The organism is Microbacterium sp. 22242 (genome assembly GCF_052045495.1).
In the GTDB taxonomy this organism is placed as follows: domain Bacteria; phylum Actinomycetota; class Actinomycetes; order Actinomycetales; family Microbacteriaceae; genus Microbacterium.
Window position 1 is genome coordinate 136,629 of record NZ_JBQEOZ010000008.1, and the last position, 24,095, is coordinate 160,723.

General features: G+C 72.7%; 18 protein-coding genes. 13 read left to right on the plus strand and 5 right to left on the minus strand.

Annotated elements, in window-relative coordinates; genetic code table 11:
* Positions 1-113 precede the first annotated feature (113 nt).
* The 3 genes from ACTJJZ_RS10905 (at position 114) to ACTJJZ_RS10915 (ending at position 5,899) form a co-directional block, all read left to right on the plus strand.
* Positions 114-2,804 (plus strand): aminotransferase class I/II-fold pyridoxal phosphate-dependent enzyme, encoded by a 2,691-nt coding sequence (locus tag ACTJJZ_RS10905; protein ID WP_440721206.1) that lies wholly within the window; start codon positions 114-116, stop codon positions 2,802-2,804.
* 138 nt (positions 2,805-2,942) lie between these two features.
* Positions 2,943-5,015, plus strand: coding sequence for an acyl-CoA dehydrogenase family protein (locus ACTJJZ_RS10910; protein ID WP_440721207.1), 2,073 nt, complete (start codon positions 2,943-2,945; stop codon positions 5,013-5,015).
* Positions 5,016-5,059: 44 nt separating this feature from the next.
* Entirely contained in the window at positions 5,060-5,899 is an 840-nt protein-coding gene (locus ACTJJZ_RS10915) for a ribokinase (RefSeq protein ID WP_440721208.1), read from the plus strand.
* 7 nt (positions 5,900-5,906) lie between these two features.
* Here ACTJJZ_RS10915 and ACTJJZ_RS10920 read toward each other — a convergent pair whose 3' ends face one another.
* Positions 5,907-6,917 carry a hypothetical protein gene (locus ACTJJZ_RS10920; RefSeq protein ID WP_440721209.1) on the minus strand — a complete coding sequence of 337 codons (1,011 nt, stop codon included), beginning with the start codon at positions 6,915-6,917 and terminating at the stop codon, positions 5,907-5,909.
* Between the two features lie 87 nt (positions 6,918-7,004).
* Here ACTJJZ_RS10920 and ACTJJZ_RS10925 point away from each other — a divergent pair, with 87 nt between their 5' ends.
* Positions 7,005-7,583, plus strand: coding sequence for a DNA-3-methyladenine glycosylase I (locus ACTJJZ_RS10925; RefSeq protein WP_440721210.1), 579 nt, complete (start codon positions 7,005-7,007; stop codon positions 7,581-7,583).
* On the opposite strand, the gene ACTJJZ_RS10930 is transcribed toward ACTJJZ_RS10925, so the two are convergent.
* Complete coding sequence (locus ACTJJZ_RS10930; protein WP_440721211.1) at positions 7,584-8,141, minus strand: hypothetical protein; 558 nt, start codon at positions 8,139-8,141, stop codon at positions 7,584-7,586.
* Between the two features lie 96 nt (positions 8,142-8,237).
* On the opposite strand from ACTJJZ_RS10930, the gene ACTJJZ_RS10935 reads away from it, so the two are divergent.
* Positions 8,238-9,143, plus strand: coding sequence for a DUF5684 domain-containing protein (locus ACTJJZ_RS10935; protein WP_440721212.1), 906 nt, complete (start codon positions 8,238-8,240; stop codon positions 9,141-9,143).
* Positions 9,144-9,154: 11 nt separating this feature from the next.
* On the opposite strand, the gene ACTJJZ_RS10940 is transcribed toward ACTJJZ_RS10935, so the two are convergent.
* The 3 genes from ACTJJZ_RS10940 to eccD are packed head-to-tail and all read right to left on the minus strand — an operon-like array spanning position 9,155 to position 13,092.
* Positions 9,155-10,447 carry a S8 family serine peptidase gene (locus ACTJJZ_RS10940; protein ID WP_440721213.1) on the minus strand — a complete coding sequence of 431 codons (1,293 nt, stop codon included), beginning with the start codon at positions 10,445-10,447 and terminating at the stop codon, positions 9,155-9,157.
* Positions 10,444-11,757: a type VII secretion protein EccB gene (eccB, locus tag ACTJJZ_RS10945; protein WP_440721214.1), complete on the minus strand. Its 1,314-nt coding sequence runs from the start codon at positions 11,755-11,757 to the stop codon at positions 10,444-10,446. Before eccB ends, ACTJJZ_RS10940 begins: the two co-directional genes overlap by 4 nt.
* Positions 11,758-11,760: 3 nt before the next feature.
* Positions 11,761-13,092, minus strand: coding sequence for a type VII secretion integral membrane protein EccD (gene eccD / locus ACTJJZ_RS10950; protein ID WP_440721215.1), 1,332 nt, complete (start codon positions 13,090-13,092; stop codon positions 11,761-11,763).
* Positions 13,093-13,339: 247 nt separating this feature from the next.
* Here eccD and ACTJJZ_RS10955 point away from each other — a divergent pair, with 247 nt between their 5' ends.
* The 8 genes from ACTJJZ_RS10955 (at position 13,340) to eccCa (ending at position 24,071) form a co-directional block, all read left to right on the plus strand.
* Positions 13,340-13,654, plus strand: coding sequence for a WXG100 family type VII secretion target (locus tag ACTJJZ_RS10955; protein WP_440721216.1), 315 nt, complete (start codon positions 13,340-13,342; stop codon positions 13,652-13,654).
* 35 nt (positions 13,655-13,689) lie between these two features.
* Positions 13,690-13,977: a WXG100 family type VII secretion target gene (locus ACTJJZ_RS10960; RefSeq protein ID WP_440721217.1), complete on the plus strand. Its 288-nt coding sequence runs from the start codon at positions 13,690-13,692 to the stop codon at positions 13,975-13,977.
* Positions 13,978-14,099: 122 nt separating this feature from the next.
* Entirely contained in the window at positions 14,100-14,480 is a 381-nt protein-coding gene (locus ACTJJZ_RS10965) for a hypothetical protein (RefSeq protein ID WP_440721218.1), read from the plus strand.
* Complete coding sequence (locus ACTJJZ_RS10970) at positions 14,477-15,862, plus strand: S8 family peptidase (RefSeq protein WP_440721219.1); 1,386 nt, start codon at positions 14,477-14,479, stop codon at positions 15,860-15,862. Before ACTJJZ_RS10965 ends, ACTJJZ_RS10970 begins: the two co-directional genes overlap by 4 nt.
* Complete coding sequence (locus ACTJJZ_RS10975) at positions 15,859-17,115, plus strand: hypothetical protein (protein ID WP_440721220.1); 1,257 nt, start codon at positions 15,859-15,861, stop codon at positions 17,113-17,115. The genes ACTJJZ_RS10970 and ACTJJZ_RS10975 overlap by 4 nt, the downstream gene beginning before the upstream one ends.
* 85 nt (positions 17,116-17,200) lie before the next feature.
* Positions 17,201-18,628 (plus strand): hypothetical protein, encoded by a 1,428-nt coding sequence (locus ACTJJZ_RS10980; protein ID WP_440721221.1) that lies wholly within the window; start codon positions 17,201-17,203, stop codon positions 18,626-18,628.
* A gap of 308 nt (positions 18,629-18,936) precedes the next feature.
* Entirely contained in the window at positions 18,937-20,112 is a 1,176-nt protein-coding gene (locus ACTJJZ_RS10985) for an RDD family protein (protein ID WP_440721222.1), read from the plus strand.
* Positions 20,109-24,071: a type VII secretion protein EccCa gene (gene eccCa, locus ACTJJZ_RS10990; RefSeq protein WP_440721223.1), complete on the plus strand. Its 3,963-nt coding sequence runs from the start codon at positions 20,109-20,111 to the stop codon at positions 24,069-24,071. The genes ACTJJZ_RS10985 and eccCa overlap by 4 nt, the downstream gene beginning before the upstream one ends.
* The last annotated feature ends 24 nt before the right edge of the window (positions 24,072-24,095 follow it).

A 24,095-nucleotide genomic window follows, 5' to 3' on the forward strand; every position in this document is an offset into this window, starting at 1 on the left:
CCTGGGCGCTCCCGGTGAAACACTCTCGCCACGGCACCGGGACAGTGCGACCATGGGGGTCCACACGGTCCCGATCGTCAGGCCCGGCAGAGCAGCACGAAGGAGTGCCGCGAATGATCCGCATCGCCGAGAAGCAGCTCGAACCCGACCCCGGCATGCCCGTCAGCACCTGGCGGCTGCGCTCCGACGCCTGGGAGTTCCTGCGCTTCGCGGTCAAGCGGCTCGCCCTGGAAGGGGACGCGCGCGACGCCGTGGCCAACGCGGAAGAGATCCGGCGGAACCTCCGTGCGCTCGAGGCGATCGAGCTGTACTGGGCCGGATTCGGGCAGCGCTACGTGCGCCGCATCGGCAAGCTGATCGAGCACGGCGACCCCACCGGAGCACTCGAGCGCATCGGCCGGGTGGTGCATCGCCTGCGCCGCACGTCGGTGCCGGGCGAGACCGAGCCGACGGCGGACGAGGTCGAGCTGGCCGAACAGCAGGACGACCACGACACCCGGACGCGGTTCGAGGTGCTGCTGGTCGATGAGACCACCGAGGCGGACCGCGATGGGGTGCACGCCGAGATGCGACGGCTGCGCACCGGCGCCGACGACTTCATCTACGACCTCGTGATCGTGCCCTCGGCCGACGACGCGATCGCGGCGCTGCTCACGAACCCCGGCATCCTGGCCTGCATCGTCCGTCCGGGTTTCAGCGACCGCAGCCGGCAGTCGCTGAGTCCCGACCTGCGCGCGACGATCGAGCTCGCCCACGCCCAGGCGGCCGCAGCACCGGCCGCCGCGCGCAGCTCGATCCCGTCGGTGCAGCGGGTGCTGCGCCTCGCCGACACGCTGCATGCGCTGCGGCCCGAAGTGGACCTGTACCTGGTCGCGGGTGCGCACATCGAGGATCTTGCGGGCGCGCTGACGCACCGGTTCCGCCGGGTGTTCCGCCGCGAAGACCAGCTCGAGCTGCACCTGTCCCTGCTGCGCCGGGTCTCGCACCTCTACGACACGCCGTTCTTCGACGCGATCCAGAACCACGCCCGGCGGCCGGTCGGAGTCTTCCACGCGCTTCCGGTGGGGCGTGGCGGATCCGTCGTCAGCTCGAAGTGGATCCGGGATCTCGCCGACTTCTACGGCATGAATCTGCTGCTCGCCGAGACCTCCGCCACCTCGGGCGGCCTCGACTCGCTGCTCGCCCCGACGGGGGCGATCAAGAAGGCGCAGGATCTGGCCGCGCGGGCCTTCGGCGCGCAGCGCACCTTCCTGGTCACGAACGGCACCTCCACGGCCAACAAGATCGTGCATCAGGCGCTCGTCGAACCGGACGACGTCGTGCTGGTGGACCGCAACTGCCACAAGTCGCACCACCACGCGCTCATGCTCACCGGCGGACGGACCGCCTACCTCGAGGCCTACCCGCTGAACGACTTCGCCTTCTACGGCGCCGTCCCGATCGACCGCATCAAGCGGGTGCTGCTCGACTACCGCGCCGCGGGCAGGTTGCACGAGGTGCACCTGATCACGCTCACCAACTGCACGTTCGACGGCATCGTCTACGACCCGGCCAGGGTGATGGCGGAGTGCCTCGCGATCAAGCCCGACCTGGTGTTCCTCTGGGACGAGGCGTGGTTCGCGTTCGCCGCGTTCCATCCGATCACCCGCCAGCGCACCGCGATGGCGGCGGCGAAGCGCCTGGCGGAGCGGCTGCGCTCCGCGGAGCACGCCGCCGCCCACCGTGAGCAGCAGACGCGGCTGGTCGATCCGGCGACCGGCGAGCCTCGCGACGACGACGCCTGGATGAGCGAGCAGCTGATCCCGCCGCCCGACGCCCGGATCCGCGTCTACGCCACGCAGTCCACGCACAAGACGCTGACCGCGCTGCGGCAGGGATCCATGATCCACGTCTACGACCAGGACTGGGCGCTCGAGGCCGAGTACGCCTTCCACGAGGCGTTCATGACGCACACCTCGACGTCGCCGAACTATCAGATCCTCGCCTCGCTCGACCTGGGCCGACGTCAGGTCGAGCTCGAGGGCTTCGAGCTCGTGCAGCGTCAGCTCGACCTCGCGACGAGTCTCGCCCGATCGGTGGCGCGGCATCCGCTGCTGCGGCGCACCTTCCGCGTGCTCAGCGCGCGCGATCTGATCCCGCAGCAGTACCGGCGGACATGGCGTCCGATGCCGCTGCGCGACGGGTTCGCCGAGATGTGGCAGGCCTGGGAGCAGGACGAGTTCGTGATCGACCCGAGCCGCGTCACGATCGAGATCACGCGCACAGGCGTCGACGGCGACACCTTCAAGCACACCCATCTGATGGACGAGTACGGGATCCAGGTCAACAAGACCAGCCGCAACACGGTGCTGTTCATGACGAACATCGGCACCTCGCGCAGTGCGATCGCGTACCTCGTCGAGGTGCTGGTCAAGCTGGCCCAGCGCTTCGAACGCGAGCGGGCCTCGGGTGAGCGCCCGCCGATCGAGGAGGGGCCGGGCGTGCCGCCGCTGCCCGACTTCAGTGCGTTCGCTCCGGCATACGCGGCCGGATCAGGGCTCCCGGACGGCGACCTGCGTGCGGCGTTCTACGACGGGCAGCGTCGGCAGCTGATCGAGTACGCGACGCCGCAGGTGCTGCGCGACCGCGTCGCGAGCGGCGAGCGTCCGGTGTCGGCCGGATTCGTGACGCCGTACCCGCCCGGGTTCCCCGTGCTCGTGCCCGGCCAGATCGTCACCGCCGAGGTGCTCGACTTCATGGCGGCGCTGGACACCAGGGAGATCCACGGCTTCGACCCGGTGCGCGGGTACCGACTGATCCGCTGAAGCCGTCGCTGTGGCTTCAGCACAATGCCGTCCGGCCGCAGGGCCACGGCGAGTTGGACGAGCTCTACAGCCGCCTTCGCCTCACGTTGTGCCAGACCTACCATGAAGGCATCCCAGAAACCTCTCGAGAGGATCCTCATGGTCGACGTCGCCCTTCGCTCCCGCAGCTCGCAGCACGACAGCCCCCGGTCCACCGGCGCCATCCCTCGCGTCGACGTCGGCGCGGTCGGCGACCTGCTGCTCGGCACCTGGGCGGACACCCGTCGCGAGGCGCGGGAGATGATCAAGGATCCGGCGTTCTGGCGGGACGACTCCCTCGGCAAGGACGAGCACCGCGAGCGCGTGCTCAGCCAGCTGCACCTCCTCGTCGAGAACCACGCCGTGCACCGTGCGTTCCCGAAGCGGTTCGGCGGCGAGGAGAACAACGGCGGCAACATCGCGGGCTTCGAGGAGCTCGTCGTGGCCGACCCCAGCCTGCAGATCAAATCGGGCGTGCAATGGGGCCTGTTCGGCTCGGCCGTGCTGCAGCTCGGCACCGCCGAGCACCACGACACATGGCTGCCCGGCATCATGAGCCTGGAGATCCCCGGCGCGTTCGCGATGACCGAGATCGGGCACGGCTCGGACGTCGCCTCGATCGGGACCACCGCGACCTACGACCCCGCGACCGAGCAGTTCGTCATCAACACGCCGTTCCGGGCGGCGACGAAGGAGTTCCTCGGCAACGCGGCCCTGCACGGCGTCGCGGCGACGGTGTTCGCCCAGCTCATCACGAATGGCGTCAACCACGGCGTGCACTGCTTCTACGTGCCGCTGCGGGGCGAGGACGGGCAGGATCTGCCGGGCATCGGCCGCGAGGACGACGGGCTCAAGGGCGGGCTGAACGGCATCGACAACGGCCGGCTCAGCTTCGACCACGTGCGGATCCCGCGCACCAACCTGCTGAACCGCTACGGCGACGTCGCCGCCGACGGCACCTACACGAGCGCGATCGACAGCCCCGGCCGCCGCTTCTTCACGATGCTCGGCACCCTCGTGCAGGGCCGCGTCTCGCTCGACGGCGCCGCCTCCTGGGCCTCCGCGCTCGGGCTGCAGATCGCGATCACGTACGCGACGCAGCGCCGCCAGTTCACCGGCGTCGACGGATCCGAGACGACCCTGCTCGACTACGGCAAGCATCAGCGCCGGCTGCTGCCGCGGCTCGCGACCACGTACGCGCAGCTGTTCGCGCACGACGAGTTCCTGCAGAAGTTCGACGGCGTCTTCTCCGGCCGCACCGACACCCCGCAGGATCGCGAAGACCTGGAGACGCTCGCCGCCGCGCTCAAGCCGCTGTCCACCTGGCACGCGCTGGACACCCTCCAGGAGTGCCGAGAGGCGTGCGGCGGTGCGGGCTTCATGTTCGAGAACCGCTTCGTCGGCCTGAGAGCCGACCTCGACATCTATGTCACGTTCGAGGGCGACAACAACGTGCTGCTGCAGCTCGTCGGCAAGCGCCTGCTCACCGACTTCGCCAAGCAGTTCAAGGGCAAGGACGCCGCCGCGCTGGCGAAGTACGCGGTCGGGCAGACCGCGGGCAAGGTGTTCCACGGCGCGGGTCTGCGCCAGTTCGGCCAGTCGGTCGCGGACTTCGGATCCATCGCCCGCTCGGTCGAGAACGGCCTGCGCGCCGAGCAGCAGCAGGAGCTGCTCACCGACCGGGTGCAGCAGATGGTGGCCGACATCGCCGGCCGTCTGCGCGCCGGCGGCAAGGACAAGGAGCTCGGCGCCCGCCTGTTCAACGAGAACCAGACCGAGCTCATCGAGGCGGCCCGCGCGCACGCCGAGCTGCTGCAGTGGGAGGCGTTCACCGACGCCGTCGCCCGCACCGAGGACGAGGGCAGCCGCATCGTGCTCCGGTGGCTGCGCGACCTGTTCGGGCTGCAGCTCATCGAGAAGCACCTCTCCTGGTACCTCATCAACGGCCGCCTCTCCGCGCAGCGCGCCGCCTCGGTCTCGCGCTACATCGACCGGCTCTGCGCCCGGCTGCGCCCGCACGCGCTCGACCTCGTGAACGCGTTCGGCTACGAGCCGGAGCACGTGCGCGCACCCCTCGCGTCCGGTGCCGAGCAGATCCGGCAGGACGAGGCCCGCTCCTACTACGCGGAGCTGCACGCCTCCGGCGACGCCCCGGTCGACGAGAAGGCGCTGAAGAAGGCCCGCCAGCTCTGAGCGCAGCAGAGAGCTCCGGATCCTTCCGCCGCTCAGGAGACCTCATGACCACACCCCTGGCGCTGGCCGTCGTCGGCAGCATCAACGTCGATCTCACGGCGCGCACCGAGCGGCTCCCCGAACCGGGGGAGACGATCGGCGGAGGGCGTCTCGTCCGCGAGGCGGGTGGCAAGGGGGCGAACCAGGCGGTGGCCGCGTCACGGCTGGGGGCTCGGGTGCGCATGATCGGCGCCACCGGTGCCGACCTCGACGGGTCCTGGATGCGCGCAGAGCTCGAGGCGGTGGGCGTGGACGTCGCGGACGTGCGCACCGGGCACGAGGCGACCGGGGTCGCGCTCATCGTGGTCGACGCCGCAGGGGAGAACCAGATCGCGGTGTGCGAGGGCGCCAACGCAGAGGTCAGCCTGGACGGTGTGGAGTTCGCGGCTGAGGAGGCCGTGCTCGCTCAGCTCGAGATCCGGATGGACGTCGTGGCAGAGCTGGCACGACGGGTGCGGGGCTACCTCGCGATCAACGCCGCCCCTGCCCGCGAGCTGCCGGAGGCCGTCGTCGAACGGGCCGACCTCATCATCGTGAACGAGACCGAGTACGCGCTCCTGCCGGCTCTGCGCGCCGCGCGTCGCGTCGCGGTCACATACGGGGCCGACGGCGCGAAGCTGTTCGAGGGTGGCATCGAGGTCGCCGCGGCGCCGGCGGTGAAGATCGAGGTGGCCAACACAGTCGGCGCGGGCGACGCGTTCTGCGCTGCGCTCACGGTCGGCCTCGCCTCCGGGATCCCGGCCGATCGGGCGCTCGCCGCCGCGTGCGCCGTCGGTGCGGCGGCGGTCGCGGATCCGCGATCGCAGCCGCGGCTCGCCACGCTGGAGCGATACCTGCCGGCGTGAGCGCGACTCAGGTCGCCGGGGGAGCGGGCGGAGCCGGAGGCGGCGGCGCGCTCGGCTGCGCCCCCGTGAGACCGGTCTGCGGGGGCGCCGCCGGATAGCCCATGCCCGCCGGATGCGCTCCCGGGACGGCGTTGGCTGCGAGTCCTGGACCGGCTGCCGTCGTCGGGCCGATCCGCCGGGTCCTCGCGCGGAGCACGAGCAGCACGGCGGTGAAGGCCAGCTCGGCCACGGCGACCGCGACGCCGCCGCCGAGGATCAGGAACGTGCCGGTCGGCTGGGCGATGTCGCGGGGTCCGGCGGCGTAGAGCGCGAACGACAGCACGTTGATCAGGCTGAGCACGAGCAGGACCATGGCAGGCAGCACGAGGGCGAACCACGACCACCGGCTCGCGCCGACGCCGACGCCGATCAGCACCAGGGCGAGCAGCACCAGCGCTGCCGGAAGGGGGTGGAAGCGCGTGTCGAAGTTCGTGAAGGCGCGGCTGATGCCGAGCTGCACGCCCCACATCAGCAGCACGCCGCCGAGCGCCAGTGCCAGCAGCGCGGTCACCGCGCCGAGCAGCGCGGTCGCCGCGCTCTCCCTCGGCGGCCGCAGGCGGACCGTGACGAGCGTCAGCCCCATGAAGCCGAGCAGCGGCAGGATCGCGGCGGGCAGGCCGTGCGCGAGTGGTTCGATGACCGGGATCGGCACGAGCCGGCTGGTGAAGACGCCGAGAGCGGCGCCGGGCGCGAGGGTGCCGAGCGCGGGCAGGATGCCGACGACGCCCGCGGCGATCAGCCCGGTCGCGCTGAACAGGCCGGTGAGCACGACACCGGCGAGCAGGAGCAGGCCGAGCAGTATCAGCAGCGTCGGCCCGATCAGCCTGTCGAGGGGCAGTCCTGTGCGCCGGTAGCTGAACTGCATCTGCGCGATGGCCCACGCCCCGCCGCCCGACGAGATGAGCCCGACGGCGATCGGAGCCACGACGACTCCGGTGAACGCGCACACGATCCGCACCACGGTGCCCGGAGCTCTCATGACATCCCCCTCGATCTGCCGGTTCCCCCACGGTAGCCGCAGGTCCGCTCTCGCCGCGATGTCCCCGACCTCGCCTAGCCTGGATGCATGACGGATCCTGCGAGCACGACCGACGACGAGCGCACGCGCTGCGCGTGGGCCGGTGACGATCCGGAATACCGCCGCTATCACGACGAGGAGTGGGGTCGTCCGCTGCACGGCGACCGCGCGCTGTTCGAGAAGATGGCGCTCGAGGGCTTCCAGGCGGGCCTCAGCTGGATCACGATCCTGCGCAAGCGGCCGCGGTTCCGTGAGGTTTTCGCCGGGTTCGACCCGGCCCTGGTCGGCGACTTCGGCGACGACGACATCGCCCGGCTCATGGCGGACCCTGGGATCATCCGGAACAGGGCCAAGATCGAGGCCACGATCGGCAACGCCCGGATCGTGCGCGAGATGGCGGAGGGCGAGCTCGACGCGCTGATGTGGTCGTTCGCGCCGGCCGCGCGCCGCGGCGCCAGGCCCCGGGCGATGGGGGAGGTCCCCGCGGTCACCCCGGAGTCCCAAGCGATGAGCGCCGCGCTGCGCAAGCGCGGGTTCCGCTTCGTCGGCCCCACCACGATGTACGCCCTCATGCAGTCGGCCGGCATGGTGGACGACCACCTGGAGGGCTGCTGGCGGGCGGCGTGATCAGGCCGGCGCGGTCGTGTCGTCTCCCGTCACCGTGTCCTGCTCCTGCTCCGGCTTCCGGTACGCCGATCGCATGTGGTCGCTGGTGAGGAAGTCGGCGACGCCGATCATGATCAGGCTGAACACGATCTGCTCCGTCACCATCCAGGCCGGGTAGAGGCCGGGGATCGCCGCCATCACGAGGGTGATCACCGGGAAGATCTGCGCGAACAGGCGCAGCCGCTGATACGCCCAGCGCCAGCCGAGTGCCGCGCGCCAGGCGAAGTAGAACAGCGTCGCCGTCATCGCGAGCACGATCAGCGCGCGCATCCACACCGCGAACGGGACGGCGGCCATGCTGTGCGCGTTCGCCGCGATCACGATCGCCACGACGACCGCGGCGAGACCGATCACGAGCTCGAGGGAGAGCAGCCAGAAGGTCCACCGGAAGGCGCGCACGGTGCGCGGATGGAGGCGGTCCGTCTCGGGGATCCTGAGGTGCGCATGGCGTCCGCCCGCCACGCGATCCACGCGGAGCAGCAGCGGTTCGGCGCGGCGGAGCAGAGGATCGAGGAACACCCTCCGAGCCTACGGCGCGCACCTCTGCGGCAGCCGTGCCCGGTTAGGCTGGACGGCGGACCACACGGAGCGGACCACACGGAGGGGGGACCCCGCATGGCACTGCCCGTCGACCCGGCGCTGCTTGCGGTGCTCGCCGTCGCGGCCGTCGCCTGCGTCCTCATCGGGATCGGGCTCTGGATCTGGTACGCGATCGCGCTGTCCGCGCTGTTCCCGCGGCTCGGCGGAGAAGGCTGGAAGGGCTGGGTCCCGGTCCTGAACGAGGCCGAGCTGTTCGCCCGCGGCGGGGTCGCGCCGTGGGGCGTCATCTTCTTCTTCATCCCCGTGGTCCAGCTCTACGGCCTCTTCCTGAAGATCGTGGCGGCGCACCGCATCGGCGCCCGCTTCCGGCACGGCGCCGGGTTCACCGCGCTCGCCGTCCTCATCCCTCCGCTCTGGGCCACTCTGCTCGCGATCGGCCCGGATCCGATTCCCGAGACGAGCGGATCCGCTCCGCAGACCGGCGGGATCCGCACGCGCGTCGCGTCGCCGCGGCCCGCTCCGGCGCGCGACGCCTCGGGCTACGCGATCCCGACATCGGCCCCGGAGCCCGCGCTGATCGACGCCGTTCCGGGCGGGGATGCGAGCGACGCCCCGGCGACCGACGCCCCGGTGACCGACGCGCCGCCGATCCGGGAGAGCTGGCTGCTCGTGCTCGACGACGGATCACGGGTGCCGCTCACCGGGAGGGGAGTCGTCCTCGGCCGCGCTCCCGCGGGCGGATCCGGCGATCAGACGGTGCGGATCGCGGACGTCACCCGCACGCTCTCGAAGACGCACGCCCGCCTGGACCGCGACGGCGGCGGTTGGCGGCTGACCGATCTGGGATCGACGAACGGGGTGCGGATCGTCGGCCAGGACGGTGCCGAGAAAGCGCTGCCGCCGGGCGCGTCGGCGGTCGTGCACGGGCGCATCCTGCTCGGCGACGTCGGCATGCTGATCGTCCACGACACCGCGGCGTAGCACGCCCCGGTTCAGAACGGCTGCGGCTTCTCGCGGTCGAGCAGGCCGCCCTCGCGGGGTGCGGCGGTGGCCGAAGCCTCCGCCAGCTCGGTCCGGCGGCGGCGCAGGAGCAGCAGCGTCGTCAGCAGTCCCAGCAGCGCCGCCGCCGCCACGCCGGCGAGGACCGCGGCCTGCTGGGTCGCGAGGAACGGCGAGGCCTCGGAATCGGCGCTCACCCGCGCCCCCTGCGGCCGCACCGCGCTCCCGCTCGTGTCGGAGAACGGACTCGCCGGCCCGCGGATGCTGGCGTCGGGAAGGAGGTCGATCGCCGCGGCGGGCTGCACGAGGCCCCAGCCGTCGCGGTCGTCACGTCGGTCGGCGTCGGCACGCAGGGCGGTGGCGGTGAGCCGGTAGATCCAGCCGGCGACCGGCTCGTCCGGATGCGCCTGGGCGACGAGCGCCGCCGCCCCGCTCGCGTAGCCGGTGGCGAAGCTGGACGACGGGACCTTGTCGAACTGGCAGTCGCCCGCGCCGGTGGCCGTGCTCAGGACGTTCCCGCCCGGGGCGGACACGGCGACCTGGGGTCCGTGGATCGAGTCGTCGGTGGCCAGGCCGTCGTCGCCCGCGGCGGTGACGCCGAGGGCGTCCGGATATCCGGCGGGGAAGCGCACTCCGTCCGGCGCGTCCGGCGCCGAGGCGCGGTTGCCCGCGCTCGCCACGACCAGGCTGTGCCGTCCGGCGGCGTACGCGACCGCGGCGCGCAGCTCCGGCGCATCCTGCTGCATGCTGAGCGACACGTTGATCACGCGCGCGCCGTGATCGACCGCCCAGCGGATCCCCTGCGCGATCCGTCCCGCGCTGGGACCGAAGCCCTTCTTCACGTCGTCGTCGGCGTCGCTGCGGAAGACGCGCACCGAGAGCAGGTTCGCCTCAGGGGCGAGGCCGACGACGCCGGATCCCGCGACCCGCCGTGCCGCGATCTCGCCGGCGACCACGGTGCCGTGGCCGAGGGGATCGCTGAGCCCGTCGGCGCGCTCTCCGTCGCCGACCAGGTTGATGCCCCCGGTCACGGCGCCGGCCAGATGGGGGTTCGCCGCATCGACGCCCGAGTCGACGATCGCGACGGTGATGCCGCGACCGGTCGCGCGCTGGTTCGCCGCCGCAGCGTTCAGGGTCTCCAGGGCGGGCGGCGTGTTCGGCGTGAACACGATGTGCCCCGGCTGGCAGGCGTCGTCGGCCGCGAACGCGGGTGTCGCGGCCGGCCCGATCAGGGCGCCGGCCACGGCGAGCGCGGCCGCGCCGAGGACACCCGCTGTGCGCCTCATCCGCCGCTCGCGGCCGAGGGAGTGCGCCCGGCGGCGGCGCTGGAGAGCGCGGGGCCGGCGGGGAAGAACTGGACCCAGGCGTCGGACGCCCGGCCGACGTCGCCGGCGGCATAGCCGAGGCGCTGCACCGCGTCCTTCCCGCCCGCGATCGCGTAGGCGGTGCCCGAGCCGTCGATCAGCAGGTGCATCGCGGTCGTGCCGGCGCCGAGCTGCACGAGCGCACCGGTTCCGACCTTCACCTGCGGCGTCTTGCGGTCGTCCGGCAGCTTCGCGGTCGTCGAGGCGAGCACGGTGCGTCCGTCCTGGGCGAGCAGCGCACAGGCGGCGGAGTCGGCGGCGAGCGGTGTCAGCGCATTCGCCGGCCAGTCGGCGTCGCCCGCGTTCGACCCGGTGGGAAGCGCCGCGAGCTGCGCAGGCGGAAGGTCCCTGACCTGGCCGCGGTCGGCGCCGCTGCCGAGAAGGTAGAGCTGGTAGGCGAGCGGCGTGAGCGGCGCTGCCTTGCCGTCCGCGGTGATGACGTAGCGCTCGTCGGCGGGGCGGCCCTGCACGTGCACGATCTCACCGCCGACCAGGTCGCTGTTCGGGATCCTGGCGCCCGCGCCCTGCAGGACGAGAGGTGCGAAGTCGCTGCCCGGGGCGAACAGGTTCAGCCAGCGTCCGTCGACGTCCGCGATGCGGGCGGTGCCGAGGCCCGCGGCGCGCAGCACGGCGTCCGCGGACGCGGCGGGCACCGCGTGCCGCAGGCCGCCCGAGATCACGAACAGGTCGTCGCCGCGGCGCACCACGGTGCCCGCGTCGCCGGGCGCCGCATCGGCCGTGCCGCCGATGGCGACGGCCGGCGCTCCGCCGCCGTCCACGCAGGCGGTCCACCCGGTGTTGCGCAGCGCGGATGGCGAGGGGAGGGCGTCGGGGGCCCCGAGGATCCCGAGCGACGGGCCGATCGGGATCTTCGCCAGGGTGTCGCGATCCGTCTTGATCACCGAGAACTTGCCGGCGGGGATGAGCAGGCGCGCGCTCGCGGTGTTGATGACCGGGTGCAGCACGCCCTTGACCGACACGTAGCGCGCCCCGGTGTCGGTGGCGACGATGAGCCGGTGATCCTGCCAGCCCTGCGGCAGACCGGGGCGCAGCATCCCGTAGAAGAGGCCGCCGAGCAGCACCATCGCGGTCAGCGCGATCCCGGCGGTCACCGCGCGCAGAGGCTTGGCCGGCTCGAGCTCCTTGCCGCCGGGCGCGCCGGACGTGAACGCCGAGAGCAGCCGTCGACGGCTGAAGCCCTGCGCCTCGATGAGATCCTTCTTGGTCGCCATCGTCTACAGCAGCCCCGCCGTGACGACGCCGAGCGGCAGCACGAGCGCCATCGCGACCACCTCGACCGTGTCGGCGGCGCGGGCGAGGCGCAGCCGCGCCTTCGGCCGCATCAGCGTCAGCCCGATCAGGATGATGGTCGCCGCCAGCAGCACCACGAGCAGGCTCTGCCGCAGGTCGGGCAGCGCCAGGGCGACCGTGAGACCGGTGGCGGCGAGACCGAGGGCGCCGATCAGCATCAGCACGAGGACCCCGCGCCGGGCGTGCACCTGACGCGACTGGAACATCATCCCGATGAACGCGAGCAGGCACAGCGCCGCGCCCGGAAGCCCCTGGGCGGCCACGAGGGGAGTCGCGACGAGCGCGGCGATCCCCAGCGCGGCGCGAAGGGAGATGAGTGCGCGGGTTCCCGCGGCGGCGCGGCGCTTCACGTCGTCGCCGTCGATCGGAGCCGGCTCTCCGAAGATCTCGGTGTCGCTCTGCGGCGAGATCACGCGGATCCGCGTCGAGGTGAGCACGAGCCACGGCAGGCCGTTCGCGAGAGTGGCGGTGAGGGCGAGCATCAGCGCGTAGGGCGCGACGACGGATCCGCTCAGGGCGCTCGCCGCGGCCGTGATGCCGATCGCGCCGCCGAGGACGATCGGCACGAGGTGGATCTCCGGCTTGTCGTTCGCGACCGCGAGGCTCACCCCGCCGACGACGAGCATCCCCAGGCCGGCGGCCGCGAACGGCCACCCCCAGACCGGGGCGAACGGCATCGACAGGAATCCGCAGACTCCGCCGAAGACCGCGGCCGCGAGCCCGAGCGCGTGACCGGCCTCGGTCTGGTCGAGCCGGATCAGCACGGCCGCCGCAGCCGTCAGCACCAGGGCGCCGCCGCCGGCGATCACCGCGGACAGCACCCCCGCCCCGCTCGCGACGAGCAGCAGCGCGCAGAGCGCGAGGAAGGTCAGGCTGATGAACAGCGCCGTGCGTGCGCTGTCCTTGGGGCTCCACACCCCGTGCTGCTCGCTGGTCGCGTCGATGACCGCCTCGACCACGTCGTCGTAGACGCGCGGGGCCGGCACCAGGCCGCCCCGGACGAGGGTCAGCAGCTCGCCGTCGTGCACGCCCTGCGCGAGTGCGCCGCGGGCGGGATCGAGTGCGGTGCCGTCCGCGCGGTGCAGCGCGTAGCCGCCGTGCGCGAGGGTGGGATCCAGCACTCCGAGGCTGCGGGCGAAACCGGGGATGATCTCGACCAGGGGCACGTGCGCCGGGACTCCCGCGTCCAGCCGCCGGTCGTCGCTGACGATCGACAGCCTGAGCACGGCTCCTGTCGCAGCGCTGCCCTGTTCCATAGGACGCAGTCCCCCCTCGTCTTCCCCGGTCGCCGTGCCGGGCATGAGCGGTTTCACTTTACCCGGGGCGCTCCCGATGGGCAGGCGTGCTCCGCCTCCTGAGGATGGGGAGTACTCCCCATTGGCCAACGGTAATGGGGTCGTCTAACCTGCTTCGTGGGGGACGGGCCGCCGGATCGACCGGCTGCAGGTCGGGCGAATCCTGGTCACGAGTCCTCTGCCGAACTGGACCGGAGGAGAGTGAGTTATGGCTGACACCATTGCCGCAGAGGAAGGCGCCCTCAAGAAGGGTGCACAGGCGGTCAACACCGCGAAGGCGGGCATCGACCAGCAGGTCAAGACCGTGCGCGGCGAGATCGAGCAGGCCCGGAGCTACTGGTCCGGCGAGGCTGCCGGTCTGTTCCAGGGCCTCATGAACACCTGGGACGAGAAGACCCGCCAGCTCAACGAGGTGCTGGTGACGCTCGAGGATGCCCTGGGCGGCACCGAGCGCGACCAGCAGGCCACGGAAGAGCAGCACCGTTCGACCATTTCGGGCCTCGGCTCGATGATGGCCGGCTGACGAGCGTCGAGACACAAGGTTTAGAGGAGAACATCATGCAGTCGATGTCAGTGCGTCCGGAGAGCGTCACCCAGCTGTCGGGCGAGATCCGCAGGGGCGCGGGCGGGATCCGCACCGAGCTGGACAAGCTCGAGTCCGAGGTCACCAAGCTCCGCGGCTCGTGGAGCGGTGCGGCGCAGCAGGCCTATGACGAGGCTCAGCGCAAGTGGACCCGGTCGCTGACCGAGCTCCAGCAGCTGCTCGAGCAGATCGCGACGAAGACCCAGGAGATGTCGCACGAGTACGTCTCCCGGGACAACTCGTCGGCCAAGCGCTTCCAGTAAGCAGGGGTGACCGCGGGCGCGATCCTCACCGGATCGTGCCCGCGGCGTCACCGGTGCTCGTCGCGTGATGCGGGGCGGGCAGCGGTGACGAGGAATCGTCCACGGAGGGAAAGAGGGGGGCTATGGCTGGTCCGATCGCCGTCGACATCGACGGCATCTTCATGTTGACGAAGAAGATCCTGAAGTCGTTGCAGGAGTTCCCGGCTCCGTCGTCGCTGGCGGAGTCGAAGGGCGGGAAGTCCGCGGTGACCGCGGAGCTGCGCACCGAGATCGGGCTCGCCGCCCGGCAGCTGAGCTCGACGACCCAGGACGTGGTCACGCGCGTCAACGATCTGCACGACGAGATCAAGGCCGCGGTGACGAAGCTGGTCGAGGCGGATGCGTCCATGGCGGACGAGGGCAAGATCCTGCTGTCCCTGCTGGCCTCGGCCGAGCAGCAGGTCGTTCCGCCCGCGCCGAAGACCGGTTCGGGAGAGACGGCCTCGAACGGCGCCTACCGATGACGACAACCTCCTCCGTGCGCCTGGGCGCGGCCGCCGTGCTGGTCGCCGCGCTCGTCGGCGTGGGCGCGGTCCCCGCATCGGCGGCGGATGATCTGTCTTCCGGCTCGTGGTACTACGACCGGGGGCATGTGCAGGAGGCGCACGACGCCGGCTACACCGGCAAGGGCGTCACCATCGCGGTGATCGACGGCCCGATCAACACGGATGTGCCGATGCTGCAGGGGGCGGACATCGAGGTGTCGCCGAAGACGATCTGCCACAAGCCCGACGGGTCGCTTTACCCGCCGCGGTCCACGGACTACGCGGTCGCCTATCACGGGACGAACACGACGGCGATGATCGTCGGGACGGGCAAGACCGGCCCTGGGCAGCTCCCCATCCGCGGGGTCGCCCCGGACGCGCGCGTGCTGTACTACAGCACCGTGGGATCCGTGGACGAGAACCGCACCCTCGTCTGCCCGGACGCGAACGGCGTGAACCAGAAGGAGACGCCGATGGCCGAGGCGATCACGCAGGCGGTGGACGCCCACGCCGACATCATCTCGGTCTCGATCGGCACCGGAGTCGGCATCAACGAAGCCCTGGCATACGCGTTCGCCCACGACGTCGTCGTCGTCGGCGGACTCCCGGACACGCAGGGCGCGTTCACCGGCGATTGGCCGGCCGCGGCGAACGGGGCCGTCGGCGTGCAGGCCTTCGACGCCGCGGGGAACATCATGACGACGACCACCGGAACGACGACCCGTCCCAACGACAGCAACGACGTGAAGGTGGCCGCCCCGGGGATCGGCATCCTGCAGCAGGGATCCGCAGCGTCGTGGGACGACCAGTCGCTCGCGAGCGGAACGTCGCTGGCGACCCCGATCGTGGCGGGCTTCCTGGCGGTGCTGAAGAGCAAGTATCCGAAGGCGACGGGCGACCAGCTGCTGCAGACGATGATCCGCAACACCGGAGGCAAGCACCACGCGCCGGAGTGGAGCAGCGACTTCGGGTACGGGGCGATCTCGCTGACCTACATGCTGAAGGACGATCCGACGAAGTACCCGGACGTGAATCCGCTGTTCGACACCACGACGCCGAACAAGCTCCCGAGCGCCGACGATGTGCGGGCGGCGGGCGGCACCGTCGGAACTCCGACGCCGACGTCGACAGAAGCGCCCGCTGCCGCCTCGAAGCCGTCGACCGGAGGCGGCACCTGGTTGCCGTGGGCCGTCGGCGGCGGCGCCGCGGTGCTGCTGCTCGCGGCGGCCATCGCGGCCGCCATGATCGCGGCGCGGCGGCGACGCACGGCGCCGGCCGGCGTCGCCGCTAGTCCGGAAGCAGCCATGAGCACAGAAGGCGCGGCGCCTGTCGCGCCTTTCCATGACGGGGGGAAAGCATGACCGGTCGGTACGACGGCGCGAGCGCCGAACAGGAATGGGAAGCGATCGGGAAGATCGAGGACTGGCGGATCCCCGAGGCGACCTCGCTGCAGCTGTCGCTGTCCTCCCTCGACTCCGCGCTGAAGGCGCTGGTCGAGGCGAAGGACGCGTGGCAGGGAACGGCCGGCGACACGGCGCGCGCGCAGGTCGCCGAGATGCGCACGAAGTTCGCGAGGATCGAGAAGATCGTCGGCGTCATCGTCGATGCGATCGACACGGCGAACACGTCGCGGCGGTCGGTGCTGTCCGGCGCCGAGCTCCCCAGCGGCAGCGTCCCCCCGTTCTGGGTCAACCTGATCAAGACCGGGGGCACCGTGGTCTATCCCGGCCTCGGCCCGCTCCCGGCCGACACCGCGCTCACCACGATCACCGACCATCTCGCCGGGCAGCGCGAGCAGGCGGCGCAGGCGAAGGTCGAAGCGGTGCGGACCGCGATGCAGGAGCCCACGCAGAAGATCGCGCAGGCGCGCCAGTCCCTGATGGATCCGAACTACGTCTACCCGCCGGTCTCCACCCCTCCCGCTGATTCGGGCTCCGGTGGCGGCGGCGGATACCCGGGCGCGCCCGGAGGCGGGGGAGGCGGCTACCCGGGCGGGCCGTACATCCCCGGCGGAGGAGGCGGATTGCCCGGCGGCGGGAACGGCGGCGGGCTGACCGGCGGGCCTGACTACCCTCCGTACTCGCCGATCGATCCCGGTGACGGCACGGATCCGGGAGACCGGCCCACGATCGACGATCCCGACCTGCGCGGGCACGTCCCCGGCGGCGGCGGGACAGGCGGATCCGGTCTCGGTCCGATGCCGGCCGGCGGTGTCGGCGGCTCGGTGCCGGGCGGGCTTCTCGGCGGCGCGGCCGGCGGCGGGGGAGCCGCAGCGCTCGCGTTCGGTGTGCGCGGCGGGCTCGCCGGCTTCCGCGGCGGCGCGAGCCTCTCGGCCTTGAAGCCGGGCGGTCTGCTCGGATCGGGGACCACCGGCGGGCTGGGCGGTGCCGGTGGTGCCGGATCCGGGGCGGCCGAGGGCGCGACCGGAATGGGCTCCCGATCCGGCGGCGGCATGGTCGGCGGCCAGGGCGGCGCCGCCTCGGGCGAGGCGAAGAAGCGCGCCGGGCACGGATCGGACGGCCCGATCGCCCCTCATCTGGAGGACGACGAGGAGCCGATCGCGCGCTCGAAGAGCGCCGGCGCCGGCTCCCGCGACGAGCCAGCGCCGGAGTGAGGCTCCCGCACGAGGCCGCGCACGGGGCCCGGCGGTCCGAGGAGCATCGGCGAGCCCCGGGTAGTGAGCGGGATATGGTGCTGTGGTGAGCGGAGGGGTGATCGAGCGTCGGCGGATCGCGCTGGCGGGGGAGCTGGCGCGCGTGGATCTCGCGCTGCCCCTCGACGAACCGCTCGGCGACGTCCTCGGTGCGCAGGGGCTGGCCGCGAGGCTGGCCGGTGCCGCGGCGGGCTCGGGATCCGGGTTCGCCGTGCTCGACCCGCTGGGATACGAGGTGGATCTCTCGACCCTCGGCGAGGAGCTCATCGAGGGCGGCCTGTACACGGTGGTGGACCTGTCCCGGCCGGCGGCGCGGCCCGAACGGAGCCGCCGTCGCGGTGACGACGAGACGGGGCGGGCCGATCACGGCTCGCGATGGCTGCTGCTCGCGGTCATCGCGCTGCTCCTGCTGGCGGCCGCCGCGGGGACCACCGCGATCCAGCCCTGGGCCCGTCTCGTCACCGCCCTGATCGCGGCGGCGGCCGCCGCGGTCACCGCGGCCGTGTGGGCGCGGGACGAGCGGACCGTCGACACGCTCGCCCTGCGTGGCGTGCTCGCACCGGGCGCGCTCTCGTTCGCCGCCGGCGCCCTGCTGATCCCCGCCGGCCTGGAGTCGGGAGCGCAGCTCGCGGTCGCGACCGGACTGCTCGGCTCGGCCGTGACGACCTCGCTGCTCGCCCTGCTCACCGGGATCCGGCGCGTGCGCGCTGCGGCAGGGACGGTCGCGATCCTGCTCGTCGTGTTCGCCGCCGTCTGGGGCTGTGTGCTTCTCGTGCACGGGAGCGTCGCGGACTCCGCGGCGATCAGCCTCGGTCTGGTCCCGCTGCTGCTGCGCGCGCTGCCGAGCGCCCTGGTGAACCTGCCGGAGGGCGCGTTCATCGACTACGAGCACTTCATGAGCAGCCGGTGGACGGTGCGCGGAACGATCCCTGAGCCGGTCACGGAGGTGCGCGAGGAGGTCGTGCGCGACGTCGTCGACGATTCCTCCGCCCGGCTCGCGGCCGGCACCGTGCTGCTCGGCGCTGCCGCGACGGTGTTCACGCCGTTCGCGATGCAGGGACCGTGGCGGGACGATCCGTTCGTCCTCGCCGGGGGGATCGCGCTGGTCGCGTGCACGGTCCTCGCCCTGTTGCTGATCCCGCGGCACACCACCTCCCGTCTGCTGCGCTGGGTTCCGCGGGCCGCCGCCGTCGCCGTGCTGGTGGTCTCGGTCGCGGTGCTGGCGGCCGGTGCCGCGACCCTGCCGTGGCTCCGTGCCGGGGGCGGCGACGGCATGCTCCTCGGCGCGGCCGGCCTGTTCGTCGCCGCGGTGATCGCGGTGGCCGTGACCCGTCCGGTGTCGCGCGGTGCGCGCTCCCTGGTCTGGTCGCGCGTGGGCGACGCGGTGGAGTCTCTCGCGGTCGCGCTGGCGCTGCCGGCGGCGCTCCTGCACGCCGATGTGCTCACCCTGCTGCGTGGAATGATGGCAACGTGAGCGGAAACGGTGCCTATCCGGGGGGTCCGGGAACGCCCGGGGGTGCGGCCGGCGTTCCGGAGCCCCGTTCCGTGATCGACCCCGGTGCACCCGCACCCTCACGGCGCCGGCGTCGGGAGGAACGCGCGCCGGCGGCGCCCCCCGCAGCCGCGCCTGCTCCAGCCACGCGCGCCGGGGGATACATCCCGGCTCCGTTCTCGGCGCCTGCCCCGGTCGGACCTGCACCGGTCGGGCCTGCGCCGGCTGGGCCTGCCCCGGCTGGACCCGCCTTCGTCACGACCGCTCCGCCCGCCCCGTCGGCGGTGGCGGTGTCCGGCGGAGGGGCACTCGGACCGCGATTCGCGGGCGGCCCGGCCTCCACCGGCGCGCGCCTGATCGCGTTCACCATCGACGCGCTGCTCATCGGCGCCGTCGCCGTGGCCGTGCTGCTGGGCGCGCACAGTGCGACCCTCGCGATCGTGGTGGCGCTGCAGCTCGCGATCGGCTTCTGTGTCGCGCTCGCCCGCACCGGGGCGACGCCGGGGAACCTGCTGCTACGGCTGCGCGCCGCGCGCGACGACGCCCCGTCTTCGCCGGGAACCGGGCGGGCCTTCGTGCGCGCGCTGGTGACGGGCGCCGGCTTCATGATCGGGATCGGGTCGTGGATCGTCGTGGCGTCGAGCGCCTGGGACGCCGGCGGCAAGCGGCGTTCCTGGGCGGACCGGGCCGCCGGCACGGTCGTCGTGGCCGTGCCCCGCCGGGGAGCCGTCGCCGCCGAGGCCGCCCCGTCGGCGACCGTCGCCCCTCCGCTGGTCTTCAGCACCTCGTCACGACCCGCCCTGGACGACGACGAGGGCCTCGCGATCCCGGTCCTGGGCGGTGTGCCGGCGGCGCACGTCCCTGTCCGGCAGGCTCCGGTCGCGCAGGTCCCGGTCGCGCAGGCTCCGGTCACGCCCGCACCGCCCGCGCAGGCTCCGGCCGCGCCGGCGCCCCCCGCGGTCCCCGCGCTGGGCGCACGCCCCGCCGTCGTCCCGGGCCCGGCCGCCCCGGCTCCGGTCCCGGCACCTCCCGCGCCCGCGCCGGCCGCACCGCGCACCGCGCCCGCGGCCGGTCCCGCCGGCGGTGAAGCCCTGCTGCTCAGCTTCGACACCGGACAGCGCGTGCGCATCGACCTGCCGGCGGTCGTCAATCTCGGGCGCCGCCCTGCGCCGTCCGAGCCCGGCGATCAGCTCGTGGCGGTCGACGATCCGGACAGCACGGTGTCCAAGACCCATCTGCGCCTCGAGCACTCCCGCGGCCGCACCTGGGCCACCGACCTCGGATCCACGAACGGATCCGGCATCTTCGCCGACGACGGCCGACGCGCGGAACTCCCCCCGGGCGCCCGCACGCTGCTCGACGACGGCGACCGCGTGCGCATCGGCGACCGCGTGTTCACGGTCAGCCTGCTCCTGACCGGCGCGGCACCATCCGGCAGGGACGACGAGAGAGGCGAGAACGCATGACGGGTCCGCGACTGGCACCACCGCGGGTCCCCTCGGGCAAGCTCACCGTGCAGGCGCCGCCGGAGCTGCAGCCCAGCGACGGCGGGTCGAACCTGCTCACCTCGATGCTGCCGATGCTGGGCAGCATCGGCGCGGTGGTCATGGTCGGCATGACGAACCAGGGACCGGGCGGGTTCCTGATCGGCGGCATGGTGCTGGTCTCCTCGCTCGGCTTCGTGCTCGTGAACGGCTGGCGCCAGCGGTCCCAGAAGCAGGCCACCACGCTCGCGGCCCGCCGGGAGTACCTCGCCTACCTCACCGAGCTCCGCGAGTCGGTCCGCGTGGCCGCCCGTCAGCAGCGGCGCGCGGCGAACTGGCAGCTGCCCGCGCCCGCCGCGCTGCCGTACGTCGCCGAGGACCGCACCAGGATCGGCGAGCGCTCGCCGGCGGATCCGGACTTCCTCTCGGTGCGCGTGGGCCTCAGCGACCAGCCGCTCTGCATCACGCTGGAGGCGCCGGAACTGCCCCCGCTCGCGCAGCTCGATCCGGTCGCGGCCTCCGCCGCGCACCGGTTCATGCTCGCGCACTCGACGCAGACGCAGCTGCCGCTCGGCGTCGCCCTGCGCGACTACGCCCGCGTCGAGGTCACCGGTGACGAGGACGAGGCGCGGAGCCTGGCCAGAGCGATGCTGCTGCACGTGGCGACGATGCACGATCCGGAGGACGTGCAGATCGTGATCGCCGCGGACCAGGCCGTGCTGCCGCAGTGGGAGTGGGCGAAGTGGCTGCCGCACACCCACTCGCGCACCGGGCGCGACGCCCTCGGACCGGCGCGCATGATCGGAACGCGGATGAGCGAGCTGGAGGAGCTGCTGCCGGCCGGGATGCGGGAGCGCCCGCGATTCTCGCGCGGCGCCGGATCGCCCCCGCTGCCGCACATCGTCGTGCTCACGGACGGTGTGCAGACCTCGACCCTGGTCGACGGCGTGGCCGGCGTCACGGTGATCGACCTGCCGTCCCGGTGGAGCGAGCTCGAGGACCAGAGCACGCTGCGCCTCGCGCTCTCGGCGACGCAGCACGGCGCCGCCGAGCTCGTGAGCAGGCAGGCCCTGGCGCGGCCGTTCGAGGTCGACGGGATCACCATCGTCGAGGCGGAGGCCACGGCCCGGCGACTGATCTCCGCGCAGCCCACCGCGCTGTCCCCCGCGGCGGAGAAGGCCGTCCTGCGCGGACAGGCGGAGCTCGTCGACCTCCTCGACCTTCCGGACGTGCGCGACGTCGACTTCGACACCGCGTGGGCGCCCCGCCTGGAGCGCGACAGGCTGCGCGTGCCGATCGGCCAGACCGAGGACGGCGCCCCGCTGATCCTGGACATCAAGGAGTCCGCTCAGCTCGGCATGGGCCCGCACGGTCTGATCATCGGAGCCACCGGGTCGGGCAAGTCCGAGGTGCTGCGCACGCTCGTGCTCGCGCTCACGCTGACGCACTCGCCCGAGCAGCTGAACTTCGTGCTCGTCGACTTCAAGGGCGGCGCGACCTTCGCGGGCATGTCGGGCATGCCGCACGTCTCCGCGATCATCACCAACCTGGGCAGCGAGCTCTCGCTCGTGGACCGGTTCCAGGACGCGCTCCAGGGCGAGGTCGTGCGTCGCCAGGAGCTGCTGCGCGCCGCCGGCAACTTCGCGAACGTGTCCGACTACGAGAAGGCCCGCCGCGGCGGCCGGACCGATCTGGCGCCGCTGCCGGCGCTGCTCATCGTCGCCGACGAGTTCAGCGAGCTGCTCGCCGCCAAGCCCGAGTTCGTGGAGAGCTTCGTCAACATCGGCCGGGTCGGCCGGTCCCTGCAGGTGCACCTGCTGCTCGCCTCGCAGCGGCTCGAGGAGGGCAAGCTGCGCGGCCTCGACACCTACCTGTCGTACCGGATCGGCCTGCGCACGTTCTCCGCATCCGAGTCCCGTGCCGTCCTCGGCGTGCCGGACGCGTATCACCTGCCCCCGGAGCCGGGCGTCGGCTTCCTCAAGAGCGACACCGAGACCATGACGCAGTTCCGCGCCGCGTACGTGTCGGGGACACCCCCGCGCCGGCGTCGCGCCGTGGGGTCCGCCCGCCGCGGCGGCCAGGACGCCGCGGTCGAGCTGTTCACCGCGGCTCCGGTGCCGATCCGCGAGCAGCCGGTCGAGGAGCAGGCCGTCGCCGACGCCGGCCGGCCCGCCGAACCCGAGGAGACCCGCAACACGTTCGAGATCGCGGTCGAGCGGATGAGCGGCCGGGGCCCGGAGGCGCACCGCGTCTGGCTGCCGCCGCTGGAGATCCCGCCGACGCTCGGCGGCCTGTTCGGCGACCTGGTCGAGGATCCGCAGCTCGGACTCGTCTCGCCGCGCTGGCGCGCGGTGGGCGGGCTCACCGTACCGCTCGGGATCGTGGACGTGCCGCTCGAGCAGCGCCGCGAGGACCTCGTCATCTCGCTCGGCGGAGCCGCGGGGCACATGGCGATCGTCGGAGCGCCGCTGAGCGGCAAGAGCACCCTCGCGCGCACGACCGTCGTCGCCCTCGCACTCACGCACACCCCGCACGAGGTGCAGTTCTTCGTCCTCGACTTCGGCGGCGGCAGCTTCGCCGGCATGCAGGGCTTCACGCACCTGAGCGGCCTCGCGACCCGGTCCGAGCCCGACGTGGTGCGCCGCACGATCAACGAGATCACCTCGCTGCTGAACGCGCGCGAGGTCTACTTCCGGCAGAACGGGATCGACTCGATCGACACGTACCGGCGGCGCCGCGCGGAGGGATCCGTCGACGACGGCTACGGCGACATCTTCCTCGTGGTCGACGGCTGGGGCACGCTGCGCGCCGAGTTCGAGAACCTGGAGCCGGAGATCCAGGCGATCGCCGCGCGCGGACTCACCTACGGCGTGCACGTGATCCTCACCGCGTCCCGGTGGATGGAGGTGCGCGCCAACATCAAGGACCTCATCGGCACCAGGATCGAGCTGCGCCTGGGAGACGCGAGCGACTCCGAGGTCGACCGCAAGGCCGCCGCGAACGTGACCTCTCTGCCCGGCCGCGGTCTGAACTCGCGCGGCCTGCAGATGCTGACCGCGCTGCCCCGGGTGGACGGGATCGAGGACGCGTCCTCCCTTGCCGACGGCGTCGACGACCTGCAGCGGCGCGTCGGCGCCGCGTGGCGCGGCCCGGCAGGCCCCAAGCTGCGGCTGCTGCCGGACCGCATCACCCACGACGAGCTGCGCGCGCTCGCCGCACGGGATGCCGGCGGGACCGAGCCGCGCGAGCTGCTGCTCGGGATCGACGAGGCGAACCTGGCACCCTTCTCGATCGATCCGCTCGCCGAGCCGCTGCTGTACCTGTACGGCGACGCGGACTCCGGCAAGTCGTCCATGCTGCGCGGGGTCGTGCACGAGATCATGCGGCTCTACGCGCCGAACCAGGCCAAGATCTTCGCGGTCGACTACCGGCGCGCGCTGCTCGGCGAGATCCCGCAGGAGTACCTCGGGGCGTACCTCACCTCGCACGAGCTGGCCGAGGGCGGCATGGGAGAGCTGGCCGCGTTCTTCCGCAGCCGCATCCCCGGCCCTGACGTCACTCCCGAGCAGCTGCGCACCCGCTCCTGGTGGACCGGGGCGGAGGGCTTCGTGCTGATCGACGACTACGACCTGGTCGCGACCTCGCAGGGCAACCCGATCACGGCGCTCGCGCCGCTGCTCGCACAGGCGGGGGACCTCGGCCTGCACGTGATCCTCACCCGTCGCACAGGAGGCGCGAGCCGCGCCGCGTACGACCCGATCATCCAGCGCATGACCGACCTCGGCGCGACCGGGATCCTGCTCAGCGGCAGCCCGGAAGAGGGGCCGCTGATCGGCAAGATCAAGGCGGTCCCGTCGATCCCGGGCCGTGCCCAGATCGTCAGCCGGGATCGCGGCCTCGTCGCCGCCCAGCTGCTCTGGGTCCCCCCGCGCTACTCCTAGCAGCCGGACAGGCACCCGCACCTG